17 protein-coding genes are annotated in these 19,449 nt (G+C 63.6%); 3 read left to right on the top strand and 14 right to left on the bottom strand.

The genetic code is table 11. The annotated features are described in order from the left end of the window. Window positions 1–27 precede the first annotated feature (27 nt). The 5 genes from HSS18214_RS0116595 to ybaK all read right to left on the bottom strand — a co-directional run bounded on the left by HSS18214_RS0116595 (window position 28) and on the right by ybaK (window position 6,115). Entirely contained in the window at window positions 28–1,920 is a 1,893-nt protein-coding gene (locus HSS18214_RS0116595; protein ID WP_016916397.1) for an ABC transporter ATP-binding protein, read from the bottom strand. A 48-nt stretch (window positions 1,921–1,968) separates the two neighbouring features. Next, the gene (locus HSS18214_RS0116590; protein WP_016916396.1) at window positions 1,969–3,012 is read right to left on the bottom strand and encodes an AbrB family transcriptional regulator; all 1,044 of its coding nucleotides are present in this window, start codon (window positions 3,010–3,012) and stop codon (window positions 1,969–1,971) included. Between the two features lie 108 nt (window positions 3,013–3,120). Continuing rightward, on the bottom strand, window positions 3,121–3,978 hold the full coding sequence (locus HSS18214_RS0116585; RefSeq protein ID WP_016916395.1) for a PA4780 family RIO1-like protein kinase: 858 nt from the start codon (window positions 3,976–3,978) through the stop codon (window positions 3,121–3,123). Between the two features lie 20 nt (window positions 3,979–3,998). Further along, window positions 3,999–5,396 (bottom strand): ATP-dependent RNA helicase DbpA, encoded by a 1,398-nt coding sequence (gene dbpA, locus HSS18214_RS0116580; RefSeq protein ID WP_026002005.1) that lies wholly within the window; start codon window positions 5,394–5,396, stop codon window positions 3,999–4,001. A gap of 251 nt (window positions 5,397–5,647) precedes the next feature. Further along, on the bottom strand, window positions 5,648–6,115 hold the full coding sequence (gene ybaK, locus HSS18214_RS0116575) for a Cys-tRNA(Pro) deacylase (RefSeq protein ID WP_016916393.1): 468 nt from the start codon (window positions 6,113–6,115) through the stop codon (window positions 5,648–5,650). Between the two features lie 105 nt (window positions 6,116–6,220). Between ybaK and HSS18214_RS0116570 the strand changes: the two genes are divergently transcribed. After that, the gene (locus HSS18214_RS0116570) at window positions 6,221–6,406 is read left to right on the top strand and encodes a DUF3008 family protein (protein WP_016916392.1); all 186 of its coding nucleotides are present in this window, start codon (window positions 6,221–6,223) and stop codon (window positions 6,404–6,406) included. Between the two features lie 47 nt (window positions 6,407–6,453). Here HSS18214_RS0116570 and HSS18214_RS0116565 read toward each other — a convergent pair whose 3' ends face one another. Both HSS18214_RS0116565 and HSS18214_RS0116560 read right to left on the bottom strand, forming a co-directional pair. Beyond that, window positions 6,454–6,723: a hypothetical protein gene (locus HSS18214_RS0116565; RefSeq protein ID WP_016916391.1), complete on the bottom strand. Its 270-nt coding sequence runs from the start codon at window positions 6,721–6,723 to the stop codon at window positions 6,454–6,456. Window positions 6,724–6,822: 99 nt separating this feature from the next. Continuing rightward, window positions 6,823–7,686: a cation diffusion facilitator family transporter gene (locus HSS18214_RS0116560; protein WP_016916390.1), complete on the bottom strand. Its 864-nt coding sequence runs from the start codon at window positions 7,684–7,686 to the stop codon at window positions 6,823–6,825. A 109-nt stretch (window positions 7,687–7,795) separates the two neighbouring features. Between HSS18214_RS0116560 and HSS18214_RS0116555 the strand changes: the two genes are divergently transcribed. Next, a complete protein-coding gene (locus HSS18214_RS0116555; protein ID WP_016916389.1) occupies window positions 7,796–8,665 on the top strand; it encodes a LysR family transcriptional regulator in 870 nt (289 codons plus the stop codon). 204 nt (window positions 8,666–8,869) lie between these two features. Beyond that, entirely contained in the window at window positions 8,870–10,279 is a 1,410-nt protein-coding gene (locus HSS18214_RS0116550; protein WP_016916388.1) for a PhoH family protein, read from the top strand. A 69-nt stretch (window positions 10,280–10,348) separates the two neighbouring features. On the opposite strand, the gene HSS18214_RS0116545 is transcribed toward HSS18214_RS0116550, so the two are convergent. The 7 genes from HSS18214_RS0116545 to HSS18214_RS0116515 all read right to left on the bottom strand — a co-directional run bounded on the left by HSS18214_RS0116545 (window position 10,349) and on the right by HSS18214_RS0116515 (window position 19,351). Next, window positions 10,349–11,353, bottom strand: a complete 1,005-nt coding sequence (locus HSS18214_RS0116545) for a YihY/virulence factor BrkB family protein (protein WP_016916387.1) — start codon at window positions 11,351–11,353, stop codon at window positions 10,349–10,351. Then, window positions 11,350–13,119 (bottom strand): proton-conducting transporter transmembrane domain-containing protein, encoded by a 1,770-nt coding sequence (locus tag HSS18214_RS0116540; protein ID WP_016916386.1) that lies wholly within the window; start codon window positions 13,117–13,119, stop codon window positions 11,350–11,352. Before HSS18214_RS0116540 ends, HSS18214_RS0116545 begins: the two co-directional genes overlap by 4 nt. Continuing rightward, window positions 13,116–14,621, bottom strand: a complete 1,506-nt coding sequence (locus tag HSS18214_RS0116535; protein WP_016916385.1) for a complex I subunit 5 family protein — start codon at window positions 14,619–14,621, stop codon at window positions 13,116–13,118. The genes HSS18214_RS0116540 and HSS18214_RS0116535 overlap by 4 nt, the downstream gene beginning before the upstream one ends. Then, entirely contained in the window at window positions 14,618–16,108 is a 1,491-nt protein-coding gene (locus tag HSS18214_RS0116530) for a complex I subunit 5 family protein (RefSeq protein ID WP_016916384.1), read from the bottom strand. The genes HSS18214_RS0116535 and HSS18214_RS0116530 overlap by 4 nt, the downstream gene beginning before the upstream one ends. Then, entirely contained in the window at window positions 16,105–16,794 is a 690-nt protein-coding gene (locus HSS18214_RS0116525; RefSeq protein ID WP_016916383.1) for a Na(+)/H(+) antiporter subunit B, read from the bottom strand. Before HSS18214_RS0116525 ends, HSS18214_RS0116530 begins: the two co-directional genes overlap by 4 nt. Before the next feature lie 49 nt (window positions 16,795–16,843). After that, on the bottom strand, window positions 16,844–17,509 hold the full coding sequence (locus HSS18214_RS0116520) for an alpha/beta hydrolase (protein WP_016916382.1): 666 nt from the start codon (window positions 17,507–17,509) through the stop codon (window positions 16,844–16,846). Between the two features lie 72 nt (window positions 17,510–17,581). Continuing rightward, on the bottom strand, window positions 17,582–19,351 hold the full coding sequence (locus HSS18214_RS0116515; protein ID WP_016916381.1) for an SLC13 family permease: 1,770 nt from the start codon (window positions 19,349–19,351) through the stop codon (window positions 17,582–17,584). Between the last annotated feature and the right edge of the window lie 98 nt (window positions 19,352–19,449).

The following is a 19,449-nucleotide window of genomic DNA, read 5'->3' as shown; positions in this document are numbered from 1 at the left end:
GACCGGTCTAGTATTGACTCTCTACGGCTACATGGGGGTCGCCTGTTCAGAATCAAGGTCATTGCCCAAAAAACCGCCCGACTGGCGCTGCCACAGGCCGGCGTAAATGCCGTTGCGGGCCAGCAGCTCCTGATGGGTGCCGCTCTCAACCAGGCGGCCTTCATCCACCACGATCAAGCGATCCAGCATGGCAATGGTCGAAAGCCGATGGGCAATGGCGATGACGGTCTTGCCTTCCATCAGGGCATCCAGCTGCTCCTGAATGGCGGCCTCCACTTCGGAGTCCAGCGCCGAGGTGGCTTCGTCCAGCACCAGAATAGGCGCATTCTTGAGCAGTACCCGAGCAATGGCGATGCGCTGACGCTGGCCCCCGGAGAGCTTGACGCCCCGCTCGCCCACATGGGCATCCAAGCCCCGGCGCCCCTGTGGGTCGACCAGATCATGAACGAACGTATCGGCATGGGCGCGGCACACCGCCTGCCATACATCGTCATCGCTGGCCTGCGGGCTGCCGTAACGAATGTTGTCGCGCAATGAGCGATGCAGCAGTGACGTGTCCTGGGTGACCATACCGATCTGGTGGCGCAGCGACGTTTGGGTGACCTCGGCAATGTTCTGGCCGTCGATCAGAATGCGCCCTCCCTGCAGATCGTAAAAACGCAGCAGCAGGTTCGCCAGGGTCGACTTACCCGCCCCGGAGCGGCCAATCAGGCCGATCTTCTCGCCGGGTCGAATGGTCAGGCTCAGCCCGTCGAACACGTGTCGGCTCTGCCCCTTGGCCTGGGCATAGTGGAAGCGCAGGGCGTCGAAGACGATTTCGCCTTTGGGCACGCTCAGCGCCTTGGCGTTGGGGGCATCCTTGACCGTCGGCTGCTGGGCGATGGTGTTCATGCCATCCTGTACCGTACCGATATTCTCGAACAGCCCGGCGACCTCCCAGAGAATCCAGTCCGACATGAAGCGGATACGCATCACCAGCGCAATGGCAATGGCCAACACCCCCAGCGAGATCGCCTCCAGGAACCAGGCCGCAATGGCCATACCGGCGGTGCCGACCAGCAGCAGCGTATTGAGCAGCGTCAGGCAGACACTCATCACCGTGACCAGCCGCATCTGACGGTGTACGGTGATCATGAAGCCTTCCATGGCATCCTTGGCGTAGCGCTCTTCGCGCTGGGTGTCGGCAAACAGCTTGATGGTCTGAATGTTGCTATAACTATCGACGACCCGGCCGGTCATCTGCGCACGGGCATCCGCCTGGGCCATGGAAACGTCCCGCAGCCGGGGCACGAAGTAGCGCATGATGCCCAGATAGCCCACCAGCCAGGCACCCAGCGGCAGCAGCAGCCAGGGGTCTGCCCGCCCCAGTAGAATCGCCGCACCGGTAAAGTAGACGATGGCGTAGACCATCAGGTCCATGATCTTGGTGACGGTCTCCCGCACGGCCAGCGCCGTTTGCATCACTTTCTGCGACACGCGCCCGGCAAACTCGTCCTGATAGAACGCCAGACTCTGGCTCAGCATATGGCGATGCGAGAGCCAGCGGCCAATCATCGGGTAGTTGCCAAAAATACTCTGGTGGGTAATCAGCGACTGGCCCAGTACCAGCAGGGGCAGCCCGACCACCACCGCCAAGCCGACGCCCGCCAGCCACAGCCCGTGCTGCGCCCAGAAGTCGGCCCGCTCGACCCGGCCCAGCCAATCCACCAGCTCGCCCATGTAGCTGAAGAACATTACCTCGGCGGCGGACACCACGGCAGTCATCAGCGACATCAGCAGCAGCCAGGGCCAGACTGGCCGCGAAAAGTGCCAGATAAACGGCAGCAGCCCGTGGGGAGGCGTCGACACCTCACCTTCCGGGTAGGGGTTTACGCGGCGTTCAAAAAACTGGAACAGCGGCAACAGCAGGCGTGACAACATGGGAAGTCCTTGACGAAGAAGCCTTTGAAGAGAGCCGAATGGCGTCTGTCAGTGCGCTCGGCGGCGGCTCAGCAGCCAGCGCGCCCAGAACGGCGCGAACACCATCAGAGTAATCATGCGCAGCAGGTGATGAAATGCCACGAAGACCGGGTCGATATCCAGGGCAACAGCCAGAATCGCCATTTCACCGATGCCGCCAGGGGCCAGCGCCAGCAGCGCCACATCTCGGCCCACCCCCACGGTACGATGAATGAGTTCGGCGAATACCGCCAGGGCCATCAGGGCCAGCAGGGTCGCCACGCCCGATTGCCACAGGTAGCGGCCCAACAACCTGCGGGTCATGCCCTGGAAACGCGAGCCAATGGCACTGCCCAGCACCCACAGCATCAGGTTCATACCCCACTCGGGCAGCGCCAGGCTGGCCAGGTCCAGCCCCGACAGCAGGGCGGCCATGAGCAAGGGCGTCAGCAGCGCCGAGCTGGGGATGCGCAACCAGCGGCCCAGCGGTATCAGCAGGGGAATGGTCAGCAGCATCCAGCCGTGTTCCAGCGACGAAGCGGCTGGCCCCAACGAGCCTTCGCCCCCTTCAAAGGCCCAGAACAGCGGTGGCAGGAAGAGAATGACCAGAATAATGCGCAGCGACTGGGCGACGGCGATGCGCTGAGGGTCACCACCACACTTTTCGCCCAGCAGGATCATCGCCGTCATCGCGCCGGGGGCGGCGCCAAACCAGGCGCTCACCGGGTCGAACCCGCAGCGCCGGTACCAGGCCGAGGCCACCGCGGTGGAGGCGGCCACCCCGAGCAGCAGCAGCGCCGCCGACAGCGGCCAGTCCAGCACACGATGTGCCAGCTCCGGCGTTACCTGGCTGCCCAGCACCAGCCCCATGACGGCCAGGAACACGTTGCGCAGCGGCTCGGGCACTGCGACGCTGGCGCCCTTGGCGGAGGCCAGCAGATTGGCCACCAGCGGGCCCAGCATCCAGGCCAAGGGAAGGTTCAGCAGTTGAAACAGCAGGCCGCCCAGGGCGCCGACACCCAGCGACACGGCCAGCGCTCTGGCACTTGCTGCACTGAAACGACTTCCCTTCACGCGCCCCTCCCTGAAACGTGACCTACTCAAGCACTGGCGACCGGCCGCCAACACCCGCGCATGTCGTTACTCTGCTAATGGATAGCCTAGTGTACACGATATCGGCGGCTAATCTTCGTCGTCATCGCCGCGCAGGCGCGCCAGGCGTTCGGCTTCTTCTTCCTTGGCGTCGTCGATGACTTCCATCAGCTCTGCCACGTTGGCAATGTGGCTGTCGAACTCGAAGTGGCCGGTCAGCAGGCTTTCGGGGTGCAGCTCGCCGGACTCATAGAGCGCCCACATCTCCTTGCCGTAGTGGGTGTCCAGCAGCTCCGGAGCAAAACGGCCAAAATAGGCGCGCATGTTGTTGACGTCGCGCTCGAGCATGGCGGCGGCGCTGTTGTTACCTGCGGCATCCACCGCCTGGGGCAGGTCGATGATGACCGGGCCGTCGGCATCCACCAGCACGTTGAACTCGGATAAATCGCCGTGGATGAGACCGGCACACAGCATACGCACCACGTCCTGGATCACTTTGGCGTGATAGCGCAGCGCCTGCTCGTGGGTCAGGGTGACATCGTCAAGCCGCGGGGCCACGTCGCCTGCGGCGTCGGTGATCATCTCCATCAGCAGCACGCCATCCACGAAGCCATAGGGCTTGGGAACCCGCACGTCGGCAGCGGCCAGCCGGTACAGCGCGTCCACCTCGGCGGTGAGCCACGCCTGTTCCTGCTCTTTCTGACCGTAGCGGGTCTTCTTGGCCATGGCCCGCGCGCGGCGGCTGTTGCGCTCCTTGCGCCCTTCCTGATACTGCACCGCCTGCTTGAAGCTGCGCTGCTTGGCCTCCTTGAAGACCTTGGCGCAGCGCGTCTCGTCACCACAGCGTACGACGTACACCTGCGCTTCCTTGCCGCTCATCAACTGCATCAGCACCTCATCGATCAGGCCATCGTCGACCAGGGGCTGTAATCGTTTGGGTGTTTTCATGGCTTGCTGCGCTGATCCTGTTAGTGACGAATGCGGCGCACTCGGAAAGCACGCCCCTTGAGTTTATCCCGCTCCAGCTTGGCCTGGGCGCGTTGAACGGCACCGCGCTCCACCGCCACGTAAGCGCTGCGGGCCAGTACCTTGATCTTGCCCACCTGATCACCCCGCAGGCCGCCTTCACTGGTCAAGGCGCCCAGAATGTCGCCAGGGCGCAGCTTGTCTTTCTTGCCACCTGCCAGCTGTAGCGTGGCCATGGGTGGCTCGAACGGAGTGCTGTCGGACGCTTTGGGCAGCGGCTCGGTGGTCAGCGGCTCGCCCAGCAGCTCCGCAAGGCGTTCGAGGCGATACTGCTCCTGCGGGGTCACCAGCGTGCAGGCGATACCGCTGGCACCGGCACGCCCGGTGCGCCCGACCCGGTGTACATGAACCTCCAGCTCGCGGGCGATCTGGTAGTTGAAGACGGCATCCAGCTGGGCGATGTCCAGCCCACGGGCGGCCACGTCCGTGGCAACCAGAATCGACGCACTCTGGTTGGCGAACAGCACCAGCAGTCGATCACGATCCTTCTGCTCCAGGTCGCCGTGCAGGGCCACCGCACTGAAACCCGCATCGACCAGGCTGTCGGCCACCGCCTGGGTTTCGCGCTTGGTGTTGCAGAACACCACGCTGGTGGTGGGGCGCGTGGCCAGCAGCAGCTGTTTCAGCGCCGCAAAGCGTGCGTCGTCGTTGGCCACGGCGTAGAAGTGCTGCTCGATGGTGGTGGCATCGTGGGTCTCTTCCACCTTGACGCTGACCGGGTCGCGCATGACACCCCGTGTCATGATGGCCAGGCCTTCGGTCGACTGCTCGTCCGGGAAGGTGGCGCTGAACAGCAGCGTCTGGCGGTCGGCAGGCGTGTCGGCAATGATGTCGTCGATGGTGGCTTGAAAGCCCATATCGAGCATGCGGTCGGCTTCGTCCAGCACCAGGGTGGTCAGTGACCCCAGCGTCAGCGAGCCTCTGCGCAAGTGCTCGTCAATGCGCCCCGGCGTGCCCACCACGATATGCGCACCGTGCTCCAGGGAGGCCAGTTGCGGGCCAAAGGCCGCGCCGCCACACAGCGTCAGCACTTTCACGTTGGCCATGCCGCGCGCCAGACGGCGCAGCTCTTCGGCTACCTGGTCTGCCAGCTCCCGGGTCGGGCACAGCACCAGCCCTTGCACTCTGAACGCTTCCACTCGGAGCTGAGAGAGCAGCGCCAGACCAAACGCGGCGGTCTTGCCCGAGCCGGTCTTGGCCTGGGCCATCACGTCGCGACCCACCAGCATGGGCGGCAGGCTCTGCGCCTGAACCGGCGTCATCTGGTGATAGCCAAGGGAGTCCAGCGTGGCAAGCAGCGCAGGCGACAGCGCAAGAGATGCAAAAGAGGTATCTGACACAAGAAATTCCTGAAGGGGCATGAGGCCCAGCAATTCGATAATGTGAAGCACCATACCAGAAAGCGCCCTGCCCTGCCTGACTGGGAGCGGGCCGCCCTTGGCATGGCGTCAGTCTTTGTACGAAAAGTCGGCGAGCGATGGCCAGACAAGGCAAAAATCGGCGAAAAGACGGAGTTTACAAGGTGTAAATGAGTACTTTGAGCCGATTTTTAACGCCGTATGGGCGAGCGTAGGCAGTTTTCGTACAAAGCCTAGGCGGAGAGCGCCGCGAATTGCCCCTGGCTCAAGGCCGCCAGGTCACCGGGGGAGAGTTCGATCTCCAGCCCGCGGCGCCCGGCACTGACATACAGCGTGGGCCACGCCTTTGCAGAGGCATCGATGAAGGTGGGCAAACGCTTTTTCTGGCCCAGCGGGCTGACGCCGCCCAGCACGTAACCGGTGCTGCGCTCCACTGCTTCAGGCGCTGCCATCGCCGCCTTCTTGGCCCCTGCGGCCTTGGCAATCTGCTTCAGCCCCAGCTGGCAATCGACCGGTACGATCCCCACGGCCAGCTGCTTGCCATCCAGGCTGACCACCAGCGTCTTGAACACTTGTGCCGGTGAAACACCCAGCTTTTCGGCGGCTTCCAGGCCATAGGACGTGGCCGCTGCATCATGTGGATAGTCGTGTACCTGAAAGGCAATGCCTGCTTGCCGTGCGCTATTGATGGCCGGGGTCATGGAGGTCTCGTGAGTTGAACGTGGCGGTGGACATCTCATCGTCTACTGCCAAACTTAATAGCGTGCCAACGCTTTGGAAGTCAACCGACAGAAAGGAGTCTGACCATGAAGGCCACTTCAAAAGCACAGCAAAAGGCGGCGGGCGCTGCCCTTTCCGCCAAACGCGGGGAAAGCAAACCCGGTGAGCTCTATGGCGCATCGAAAGAGATGTACGACGACATGAGTGAAGCCGAGCTGGAAGAGATGGCGGGCACGCCTCGCAAGGGAAAACCACAAAAGCGCGAAGCGTGAGCACCGCGCCAGCCCGCAGGCTGGCGCGAGGCTTTAGGTGCCTTCGCTCAGGGGCAAGGCACCACGCGACGCAGGGTATCCTTGGCCCATAGCGTCTGGCCATCCGGCGTGCGGCCGTGCTCGTTCCAACGCTCGGTGGTTTCCAGGCAGTAGGAGCCGGCATCTTCCGTGCGCGGGTCGGCGCTGGCGGGGCGTTCGCCACCGATACGCATGACATCCGGGTTATCCGTGGTATAGCGGGGGGCAACGGTATTACTGGCACAGCCAGCCACCAGAACGGTAGCCAGCAGTACGGGCAAACAGCGGCGCAATGGCATGTTTTACAACCCTCACAAGCAGTGTTAAACCGACACCAGTTGTCGGTAGCGCTAGATATCACTCACCCAGCGCTACCGTCAATCTTTTTTAATGCGGGCTCAGGTCACCAGTGTAATGCTCATGACCGGGCGCAAATTACGCTGCTTGCAGTGCTGCTCGACGCTTTCCACGATCTCTTCGGCGTCATCGATCTGCTGCTTGTCCAGTTGGATATCCACCATCAGGAAACTGCCCACCTGGGCCAGGCGCACATCGTCGTCGGCAATATCGAAATCCGCCACTTCCTGAATCACTTCCTGACGCACGCTGCCCACGGGCTCACCGAACATCAGTTCACGCAAGGCATCCTTGACCATGCGAATCGGCATGGGCAGGAAATAGCCCGCGATAATCAGCACCATGACCGGGTCGGCGAACCGTGCCAGATGCGCCCAGGGCGTCAGGGTCAGCCCCCAGGTCAGCGCGAACCCCAGCATCACGGCGGCACTCAGCCAGGTATCCATCTGCCACTGACGAAGCTCGGCATTCAATAGCGAAGACTGGGCAACCCGCGCATGGCGCGCCAGCCACCACCACGTCACCAGACACCCCGTGACGTTGACCACGCCAAAGATCAAGGCCAAGTCCAGGGTCACCAGACGACCTCCCTGCGCCAGGCTCCACAGCGCCGAGACCAGCGAGAACAGGCATACCAGGGCAATCACCACGCCTTTGAGCAGCACTGCCAACGGCTCTACCGTCAGCCGCCCAAAGGGGTAGTGATCATCAGCGGGCTTGCGCGCCTGCTGAAGGGCAAACAGCGACAGCGAGGCCAGCACTAAACTTAATAGCGAATAGCCGCTGTCGAAGAGTATCGTGATCGAGCCACTGGCCAGGCCGAGCGCCAGGCCGGTAAACGCGAACAGACTGGCAGAAATGGCGGAAAATCTGAGCGCACGGCGCTCTGCGATGAAGGGGGTCACGCGAATTGCTCCATGAAAAGTAGGTATAGCGCGGGGTATCATAGGAGGACCTATCACGTTAAACCAATCGCTCAGCGCCAATATTATTGGCACCCAGGAAGGCAATATCATGCGCGCAGAACAGGTGGAGGCGTTTATCGAAGTGACCGAACACGGCTCCTTTGCGGCGGCGGCTCGGCATACCGGCATGAAACGCAGCACGCTCAGTGCGGCCGTGAACGCCCTGGAAGATAGCCTGGGGGTGGCGCTGTTCGAACGCTCGGGCAACAGCCTGCAGCTCACGGCGGTGGGCGAAAGCGTGCTGCCGGACTGCTACCGCCTGCTGACCAGTGCCAGCCGGATCAAGAAGCATTGCCAGCAGCATTTGCAAGGGGTCGAGAGCCAGCTGTGCATTGCCCGCGACGATGCGCTGCCCGAAGCCTTCTGGCGTCAGGTCATGCACGAACTGAAACAGCGCTACCCGCTGACCGCCATTTCGGTGTACCTGCTGCCCCCGCAAGAGCACCCGCAGTTCGTAGTGCGCCAAACCGTGGACATCGCTTTCGGCCTGTATACCGCCGAGGGCACCACGGTGAAGGCCAATCATCTGGCACCGGTCAGCATGAGTCTGGTGGCCGCTGCCGATCACCCGCTCAGCCGTCTGCCCAGCGTCACCCGAGATGACCTGGCCCAGTACACGCAGGTGTGCCTGACCTTCGACCAGGGCGACAGGCTGGTCAGCGAAGCGCTGTTTTCGACCAACTACCTGGGGCTGACGATGTTCGAGGTAATCCGTGATGCGGCGATCAACGGCACCGGCTGGGCACTCCTGCCCTACCCGTTGGTCAAAGAAGCATTGGCCAACGGTCAGCTCTGCGCGCTCAATCATGATCTGGCGCTGGAGAGCCACTACTACCGCTACGTGGAGGGAGAAAGCCTTGGCGTGGTAGCCACCGCGCTATTGACCAGCGTTACGCGTTTTCTGAGCGCGACCCGCTAGGCCTCGAACGTCATCGCAATATGGATCAATGACTGCGTTGAAATAACGCTGTGGCGAAAATGGCCAAAGCCTTCCACGCTATAAGCAAGTACTTAACAAGGAGGAGCAGGACACGCTAGCGAAGCGGCACAGGTAAGTGTCATCCAAGCGTAAAGAGCATCTGCCAGTGTCGGTATTGCCGTCAACCAAGGAGTAGTTTCCGCGATGGTACGACTCGATAAGAAAGCCACCAGGCTGTATGTGCTGGATACCAACGTCCTGATTCACGACCCCGCCGCGCTCTATCATTTCGATGAGCACGATGTGGTCATCCCCATGACCGTGCTTGAAGAGCTGGACAAGCACAAGAACGGCATCCGTGAAATTGCCCGCACCGCTCGCCAGATCAGCCGCACCCTGTCCGACCTGACCAATCAGGTCACCTTCGATGAAATCCAGAAAGGCATCCCCATTCCGCGTATCAGCGGGGAGTCCGGTCGGCTGCACTTTTTATGCTACAACGACCTGAAGCCGTTCGACGCGCTGGATGACAGTCCCGACAACCGCATCCTGGCAGAGACCTGCCGCCTGCGTGACGAGCGCCCGGATGCCTCGGTGATTCTGATCACCAAGGACATCAATCTTCGCGTCAAGGCTGCCGCGCTGAAGGTCCCCGTCGAGGACTACCTCAACGACCGCGCCTTCTCCGACAGCGATGCGATGATCGAAGGAGCCAAGGTGTACGAGGCCGCAGGCTTGGGCGGTGCCTCGCTTTGGGAAAGTCTCAACGTGGAGGTCAATGTCGAGCGCGTCGCGCACCACACTTTCTACCAGCTCAGCGGCACCATGCCCCGGGACTGGCATGTCGGCATGCTGGTGTCGGATAGCGAAAACGGCGCGGAATTCGAAGCCATCGTTCGGGAGCTATCGCCCTCCTCTGCCCGCTTGCAGCTGCTTACCAACTACCGCCACCACGCGGGCGTCTGGGGGGTGCACGCCCATGACAGCCGCCAGAACTTCACCCTCAACCTGCTCATGGACCCCGAGATCGACCTGGTGACCATTGCCGGTAATGCGGGCACCGGTAAAACCTTCATGACCCTGGCCGCCGCGTTTCAGCAGACCCTGGACAGCAAACACTTCGAGCGCATCGTGTTCACTCGAGCCCCCATTCCCATGGGCGAAGACATCGGCTTTCTGCCGGGCACGGAAGAGGAAAAGATGTCGCCGTGGATGGGGGCCTTCCATGACAATATGGATAACCTGCTGCGCAACGAGGAGGGAGAGTCGAGCTGGGACAACGGTGCCACGCGGCAGCTGATCGGCTCGCGAGTGCAGATCCGCTCGCCCAGCTTCATGCGCGGGCGCACGCTCAACGATACGTTTCTGATCATCGACGAGGCGCAAAACTTTACGCCCAAGCAGCTCAAGTCGCTGGTGACGCGAGCAGGGCGTAACACCAAGATCGTCTGCCTCGGCAACGTGGGACAGATCGACACCCCCTACCTGACCGCCAATACCTGCGGCATGGCCGCCGTGGTGGAGCGGTTCCGGGATTGGCCCCATGCAGGTCACATAACGCTGAAAAGCGTCGAGCGCTCACGGCTGGCACTGGCAGCAGAAGAGCTGCTTTGAACAGCCGCTGACGTCCCCACCCACCCTCCAACCCACGACCGCCCAGCCTGGCTGGGCGGTCGCCGCTGCTCAATCCTGCGAGTCGCGATCCTGCCAGGGGGTCTTCACGCCCACCGTATCCGCGGCAAAGGCGTCTCTTTCACCCAGCGGGCGCGGCTCGCCAGTGGTGGTGTCCTGGTAGGTCTGGCGCTCCATTTCGCAGTTGATCTCGGCCCCCAGCAGCACCACGAAAGCCGACATCCAGAACCACATCATCAGCGCCACCACGGCGCCCAGTGAACCGTAGAGCTCGCTGAACGTGGAGAAGTAGCGCACGTAAAGCGACAACCCTCCAGATCCCAGCAGCCACGTAGCGGTAGCCAGCAGCGTGCCGTAGCTCAGCCAGCGCCACTTGGCCGCGCGACGGTACGGTGCAAAGCGATACAGCAGCGCAATCAGCAGGCTCATCAGCACCAGTAGCGCTGGCCAGCGCAGCCACTGCAGTAGCCTGTCAAAGGGCGGTTCCACCATCAGCCACTCCACCAGCATGGGCACCACGGCAATGAACCCAAGCGACACCAGCGTCATGCCGATGAGCCCGAACGTCAGCGCCACCAGCACGACCAGGCGTAACAGTGCGGGCCGCTTCTCACGCTCGCCGTAAACCACGTTGAGCCCCACCACCAGTGCCGACACCCCTTTGGAAGCGATGTACATGGCCACCAACAATCCTGCCAGGGCGGCCATGACGTTGCCACGCTGGGCACTTTCCACCACGTCCTGGGCCTGCTGGTCGATCAGGTTGGCCGCATCGGGCGGCATGAAACGGCTGATTTCATAGAGCTGCCGCCCTGCTTCTACCGGGTCGAACAGCAGCCCCCAGATGGAAATCACTGCGGCGATGGTGGGGAACAGCGCCAGCAGGGCGTAGAACGCCACGCAGGCAGCGTACATGGTCACCCGGTCTCGGCGGGCCGCCCTCAACACGCGCCAGCCGATATCCAGCCAGCCCTGTCGGGGTATGTCATCCGGCGTCACGGCCTGACGCCCTCGCTCATTCTGGTACGCTTGCGATCCCGCCTGCGGCTTGCTCATGCCAGTCCCTCCCACATCAGCAGTAGCGCCAGCAGCACGGCCATGGCCATCATCAACCCGCTACCGTGCCGACGCAGCCAGGGCTCTGCCCCCAGGCCTTGCCCGAGCAGCTGCATGACCGCGCGCTCGAAAGCCAGACTGCGAGCCACCGACGCGGCCTTGACGCGCCCCAGGCCATCGCTGAAGCGCTGGCAGCCCTGCAGGGCATGCCCTGCCAGCAGCGCGTATAGCCACCATAGATCGCCCGCGGGTGGCGGGGAAACCCTCACACGCTGGCGCAGGGAGAGCGCCACCACCAACGCCAACAGACCCACCGGGAAAGGCCAGACGATGCCAGCCCACTCGGCCAACGGCGGCACCTCGGTACCGTGCAGCGGCAGCCACAGTGGAGTGGCCAGCGCGGCCACCACGGCGGCCAACCAGGCGCCCCACTGCATGGGGTGGCTGCCACCACTCTTGCGCAGCTGCCACTGCCGCCACAGGCAAACGCTCACCAGCAGCGAGGTGCCCACGGCCGCCCAGGTCAGCAACAGCACCAGCGTGGTCAACTGGGCATCGTAAAGCACTGACTTGACTCCCCACTTGCTGACCAGCCCGGCAGCCAGGGCACCTGTCAGCGATACGCCCGGCAGCGCCATCAGCGCAAACACAAGCGGTACGCGCCAGCGGGGCATGTGCTCGCTGACGCAGGTCCCCATGAACAGCGCCCCTTTGGCCAGCGCATGATGGGCCGCAAACAGCACCAGGCCGGGCAGCAGCAGTAGCCACGCCTGAGGCACCGTCAACCCGGTGCCTACCAGCGCCGTCAGCATGCCCATCTGGCTGATACTCGAATAGGCCAACACGGCCTTGGGGTGACGCTGCCACACACCATACAGGGCAGCCCCGAACGCGGCGGCCAGCCCCAGCGCCATCATGGTCTGGCCCAGCCGTACCAGTTCAGGTGCCAGACCCGACTCGCCCAAAGGCAGCACGTTCAGCCAGCCCAATAGCCCGGCCTTGATCATGGCGCCACTGAGCACCGCGCTGGCAGGCGCAGGGGCGACCGGGTGGGCCAGCGGTAGCCACACATGCAGCCCCACCACCCCGGCCTTGACGCCAAACCCCAGCCATAGCAGCAGTGCCATCCAGGCGCCGTGCTCCGAGCGAGCAATGGCCTCGCGAACGCCCTCCAGGGTCAAGGTGTCGATGGAGCCAGCCGCCCATAGCAGCCCCCCCAGAATCAGCCCTTCGCCCAGCACGGCGAGGATCAGGTAGGCCCGAGCCCCCAGCCGCGCCTCGGCGCTGCCGCTATGCACCACCAGCGCGTAAGCGGCAAAGGTCATGAGCGCAAAGCCCAGGTAAAAACTGGCAATGTCCTGGGAAAGGATCAGCAGGACGTTGCCCAGCAGGGCCAATGGCCACAGCAGCGTCAACCGCTGCAAGCGCCGCTGGGCGTCGTCATCGCCCCCTCGGGCCAAGGCTTCTTCGGCGGCAAAGTAGCCCCGGGCATGCAGCGCTGCCAGGCTCCATAGCAGCGCGCTGAAGGCCAGCCAGGGGCGGCTGAGCGCATTCAGCTCCCACCAGCCCCCCAGCATCCAGGCTTCCAGCACCCAACGGCCTTCACCCATATAAGCCAGCAGTAACGCAGGCCAGGCGGCGCTGACCCACAGCCACGAACAGTAGCGCCGCTGCGCTGGCGGGGTGCGGTAGGCATGCCATACCGCCCCGGCAGCCACGCACAGCGGCCAGAGCAAGGCCACGACCAGCAGCAGTGTCGTCATCATGGTAGATACTCCCCTACCGCCACCCGCGTTGCCCAGTCCAGGGGGCTAAACGGCAAGCCTGCCAGCAACCCGGCCCCCAGGCTGGCCAGCGCGGTAAACACGGCTGGCCACAACAGCCAGCCATGGGTTTCCAGGCGCCCCAGACGCTGCTCGTTGGGCCACGCACCCACCCCGTGACCGGGCCCCTGCCGGAACCAGAGTCGATGCAGGATCGGCAGGAAGTAAATGGCGTTCAGCGTGCTGCTGGTCACCAGTACCGCCACCACCCAATACATCTCGGCCTGAATGGCGCCAATGCCCAGGTACCACTTGGTGATGAACCCCGCGATGGGCGGCAGCCCGATCATGCCCAGTGCCCCCACGGTAAAGGCCAGGCTGGTCAGCGGCATGCGCTTGCCAGCACCGTCCATTTCATCGATGCGATGAATGCCCAGCTCTTCGGCGTAGTTGCCCGCGCAGAAAAACAGCGTGACCTTCATCAGCCCCTGGTGGAGCAGATGGGCGAGCGCACCGATAGTGCCGAAAGGCCCAAACAGGCTGACCCCCAGAATCACATACGACACCTGACTGATGGTCGAGAAGGCCAGTCGTGGCTTGAGCTCCTGCTGGGCGATGGCCCTCAGCGAGCCGTAGATGATGGTGATGGAGGCCGCGATGGCCAAGGCCGTGGTCACCCCCAGTTCGACGCTCAGCTCGATACCGTAGAGGTCATAGATCACGCGGAGAATGCCGAAGGCCCCCGCCTTGACCACCGCCACGGCATGCAACAGCGCGCTCACCGGCGCAGGCGCCACCATGGCTCTGGGCAGCCAGCCATGCAGCGGCACCATGGCCGCCTTGACCGCCAGGCCGCCGACCAGCAGCGCGAAGATCAGCGTCAGTAGGCCACGGTGGTCGGTCAGGTAAGGCGACAGCCCCCGCTCGGAGGCAAAGGAGTGGTCGCCTGTCAGGCTATACAGCAGCACGACCCCCAACAACAGCACGACCCCGCCGGTCAGGGTGTAACGCAAATACACGCGCCCTGCCGCCAGCGCCTTGGCGGTGCCCGAATGCACTACCAGCGGGTAAGTCGACAGCGTCAACAGTTCATAGAAGATCAGGAAGGTAAACAGGTTACCGGAGAGCGCAATGCCCAGCGTGCTGGCCACGCAGAGGCTGAAAAAGCCAAAGAAGCGTTTGCGGTTGGCCGCATGCTCCAGGTAGCCAATGGCATACACCGTGGTGCACAGCCAAAGCAGCGATGAGAGCCCGGCAAACATCACGCCCAGCGCATCGGCGCGCAGCACGAAATCGACGCCTTCGACAATCTGGAAGCTGAACGTGTCCTCGTAGCCTTCCGCCACGCGCCCGACCATCAGCACGACCAGCACGATCTTGCTGACCGCCGCCAGCAGGTTGATACCGGTACGCCAGCGCCGCGCCTCTTCGGGTAGCGCAAAAATGGCCACGGCGGCCAGCAGAGAGGTCGCCAGTGTGGTCAGCGGTAACCAGGCTGCGTTCATGCGCCACCTCCTTGTAGCAGGGCCAACGGCAAGTGGGCCAACAGACCCAGCAGCAGCGCGGCCAGGGCGAGCGCCAGTGCCACCGCATCCATGCCCGGTGCCAACGGCTGGTAGTCATGGCGCGGTGCGGTTTCATCGAACGAGTAGCGAAAGACCCTGAACACATAGGCCGCGGTCAGCAGGGTGCCCACCAACAGGGCGGCAACGGCAAGCCACTGCTGAGTGAGCACCATGGCCTGCAGCAGCAGCCACTTGGCCGTGAAACCGCTGCTGGGTGGCAGGCCCATCAGCGTGATGGACGCGATGCCGAACGTCAGCAGCGAGAGCGGCAGTCGGCGGCTGGTGCCCGCCAGCGCTTGCAGAGCACTCTTGCCGGTGGCCAGCAGCAGATTGCCGGCCGCCAGGAACATCGCCGCCTTGGCCAGCGAGTGCCCCATCAGCTGTAGCCAGAACCCCTCCCAGGCCAGCGCCTGGGGCAGTGGCGAGGTTTGCGGCCCCAGCAGTAGCGGAAATGCCACCATCAAATAGCCCAGCTGGCCCACCGTGGACGAGGCGATCAGGGTTTTCAGCGACGCTGCCCGCCATGCCACCAGCCCGCCCCACACGATGGCCGCCATCCCCAGCCAGCCCACCAGCTGCGGGGCCAACCGGGTATCGGGCAGCAGCACGCTCCACACCATCAGCAGAATGAACAGCGAGGCCTTGATGACCAGCGCCGCGTGCAGTGCACTCACCGGCGTCCAGGCGTTTTCGTGCACCGGGGTCAGCCAGCCATGTAGCGGAAACAGCGCCGCCTTCAGCGCCAACCCCGCGCCTATCAGCGCCGCCGCAATCCAGCTCACCGGGCCTGGCTCGACCACCTGGGCCAGGCCCATCAGCGTCAGTTCCCCCCAGTACCCCAGCAGCAGGGCAATGCCCAGCAGGAACGCCAACGACCCCACCAGGGCCAGCAGCAGGTAGCGCATACCGGCCTTGAGCGCACTGCCCTTGCCCGACAGCAGCAGCATGCCGACGGCGGCCAGCCCCATTAGCTCCAAGGCGGCGTAGAGCGTCAGCAAATCGGCCGCCATCCAGATCAACGACAGCGCGCTCACCAGAACGCCCATGAGCGGCCACAGCCAACGCCCCTGAGGGCCAGGCCGGGAAAGCGCCAGGTGCCCGGGGGTATACAGCGCGGCGGCCAACGCGACCCACTGGGTAATCAGCAGCATGAAACCGCTCACGCCACTGAAGCGCAGCGCCAGATCCACCCCTGCCAGCTGCCACTGCCAGCGCAACACGCCCGCCTGCTGGGCATCCATGACCAGCCACAGGCCCGCCACCAGCACCGGCGTACAGGCCAGCAGGACGGGCACCATGCGCGCGGGACGCAACCAGGCCCCCAGCAGGCCTATCAGGGTAGGTAGCAGCAGAACGACCAGCAGCGCCCAGTGGCTTGACCACAACGGGTCCAGAGCGCTGTCATACAAGCCAAAACGCCAGCTCATTGTGAAGCCTCACGGGTTGCCTGGGAGTCTGACGGCTCATCGACCAGCGCCGACACCCCTTCCAGCTGCAGCAGATGTCGTATCAACAGCACGCCCAGCAGGGTGCCCAGCCAGGCAATCAGCAAGCCCACGCCAATCAGCGCCTGGGCATTGGGCAAGGGGCCCGCCATGCCTGCCAACAGCAGAAACACACCCGACCCCAGAACGTTGAAGGCCATCAGCCGACGCAGCCAATGTCGATGCAGTGCAAAAGCCCCCATGGCCGCCGAGACCATGACCACCGCCGCCAGCATCAAGGGGTGTTCGCTCAACGAGTAGGCCATGTCGGGCAAGAGATAGCGCAGCGCGGCGCCGATCATCACGCTCCACGCCAGCGCCAGCAGCCCACGGCTGATGACATGCCCGGCCCCGTGCTGCACTCGGTCGTAGTGGGCAGCCTCCGGGTGAGCCGAGGGAAATGCCTTCAGGGCATAGAAGAAGCTGCCGCCGGTGAGCGCGCCGCCCAGCACCAGCTCCATCAGCCCCAGCCAGGGCGCCTGCCACTGCCACCAGGCCAGACTCATCAGCAGCGTAAACAGCAAAAACAGCCGACAGGTCCGCAGCAGGTGGCGGTCCAACAGACAGGCAAGCGCCACTGCCACTAGGCAGAGCGCCAGCCCAGCTTCCAATATATCCACCGACATCATGAAGTGCCCCCGCCTATCCTGTGCATTGGCCAGCGAAAAGGAGGCCGTGCTATGCGAGCCGTTCGCTCAACCACCTGCCAATATCATTGACCTGCTGCGGGCAGAGCGCGTGGGCCATGGGATATTGACGATAGTTCACCGAGTAACCGAGCGCCTTGAGACGCTCAGCGCCAGAGCGGCCAAGCGCTTCAGGCACGATGGGGTCAAAGTTACCATGATGCACCTCAATGGGGATATGGCGGTTGGCCTCGGCAAGTTCAATGCTGTCGGCGGTGGCAAAGTAGGTCGACATTGCCAGCAACCCGCCCAATGGCTGGGGGAACGAGAGGGCCGCCTGATAGGCCACCGCGCCGCCCTGAGAGAACCCCGCCACGATGATGCGCTGGCTATCGATGCCTTGATCGATCTGCTCCTGAATCAGCGCCTGAATACGCGCAGCGGAGGTTTTCAGCTGCACTTCGTCCACCCGGCGCCCCAGGTCCATGGCCAGAATGTCGTACCAGGCGGGCATCACCATGCCCCCATTGATGGTCACCGGCAGGCGCGGCGCATGGGGCATGATGAAGCGCACATGGGCGCTTTCCGGCAAGGCCAGCGCAGGCACCAGCGGCTCGAAATCGTGCCCGTCGGCACCGAGTCCATGAATGATGAACACGCACGCATCGGCGGGTTGACCATGTTGCGGCTCGATAATCAGTTCGCCTGGAGCTGTCATGTCGCATTCCTTGGTGGCTGTCAAAAGCGCCACCCTAGCGTAAAGCGACGCGTTGGGCGAGTCCTTCCCCGCTTAAAACGGCCACACCCACGGAATCAACGTCACCGCAATGGCCCCGGTCAGCAGGTTCAATCCACCTCCTACGCGCAGAAAGTCCCCCAGCCGATACCCCCCTGGGCCATGCACCATCAGATTGGTCTGGTAGCCAATGGGGGTCAGGAAGCTGGCCGACGCAGCAAACATGACGGCCACCACGTAGGGCATGGGATTGACGCCCAGGCTTTCGGCCGCCGCCATTACCACCGGAAAGATGATCACCGCCGCCGCGTTATTGGTCACCATCTCGGTGAGCAGCGCCACCACGCAGTAGGTGCCCAACAGCAGTAGCCAGGGGTTGCCTGCCACCAGCGAGAGAATACCGCCCGCCAGCACGTCGGCTGCTCCAGAGGTTTGCAGCGCCGCCCCCACGCCGAACGAGGCGGCAATGGTCAGCAGGACCTGAGTATCCAGCCCCCGCTTGGCCGCGCCTACCGTGCAGCAACCGGTCAGCAGCACCATGGCAGCACCCAGCATGGCAGCATTGAGCATGCTGAGCACGCCAAAGGTCGCCAGCATCACCGCCCCCAGCAGAATCGCCCAGGCCAGCGGCGCCTTTTCATGCACCGGCCTGGCCGCCCCGTTGAGTTCACTGATCAGCAGGAAATCCTTGGACTGGCGATGGCGCTCGATGAACGGCGGGCGAGCCTCGAGCAGCAGCACGTCCGCTGGCTGCAGGCGTACCTGCCCGAGGTTACCGGTCACCCGCTCGCCGCCGCGGCAAATCGCCAGCACCGCCGCCCCGTACAGAGTTCGAAAGCGGCCGTCGCGGATGCGCTGGCCAATGAACTGGCACTGACTGGAGACCACGGCTTCTACCAACCGTCGCTCCTTGAACTCCTTCTCCAGGCTGGAAGCGCCATCCCGAGAGGGAATCAGCCCCCGGATCTGCTGCAGCTCCACGGCCGCCGCCGACGTGCCCACGAACACCAGCCGGTCACCGCCCTTGAGCTGCTCGCCCGGCCCCACCACGCTGACCACGTTACCATCACGCTCGATCTCGACCAGAAACAGCTCCTGAAGATGCCGCAGCCCCGCCTCCTCCACGGTGCGGTTCACCAGCACGCCGGTGGGGTCCACCTCCATCTCGATGGTAAATTCCCTCGGGTTGGCAAAGGCATTGGCGACGCCTTTGCGGGCAGGCAGGATGCGTGGGCCCAGCACAATCAGGTACGCAAGCCCGGCCAGAGCCACCGGCAGGCCAACCCAGGCCAGCTCGAACAGCCCCATGGCCAGCTCCGGGTAGCGCTCCACCAGCAACCCATGCACCACCAGATTGGTGCTGGTGCCGATCAGCGTGATGGTCCCGCCCAGAATGGAGGCAAAGCTCAGCGGCATCAGCAGCCGCTGGGGAGACAACTTCAAACGGCGGCTCCAGCTCATCACCGCAGGGATATAGGTGGCCACCACCGGGGTATTGTTGAGAAAGCCGCTCAGCGTTGCCACCGGCAGCAGCAGCCGGGTCAGGGCGCCCCGCTCGGTGGCTGGGCGACCCAGCACATAGCGAATGATCAAATCGATGCCACCGGTTTCACGGATGCTGGCCACCAGCACGTACATGAACGCCACGGTGAACAGGCCGCTGTTGGAGAAGCCTCCCAGCGCCTGCTGCGGGTCGATGACCCCCAGGGTCAGCAATACCACCACGGCCCCCATTAGAATGATATCGGGGCCCAGGCGCGACAGCGCCATGAGGGGGAAAATCGTCAGCACCACCCCAACGGCAATCCAGGCATCCAGCGACATAAACCCATATCCTTGATAAACGAACCTGAGGATATTGTGCCGCCTGCCCAATATTCTAAAAAGTTATTTTTAGAAACACAGTAAGAACAAAATAGAAT

It is taken from the genome of Vreelandella stevensii S18214 (assembly GCF_000275725.1).
In the GTDB taxonomy this organism is placed as follows: domain Bacteria; phylum Pseudomonadota; class Gammaproteobacteria; order Pseudomonadales; family Halomonadaceae; genus Vreelandella; species Vreelandella stevensii.
The sequence above is the reverse complement of the archived record's forward strand: the minus strand, read 5'-3'. Positions and strand labels throughout refer to the sequence as shown.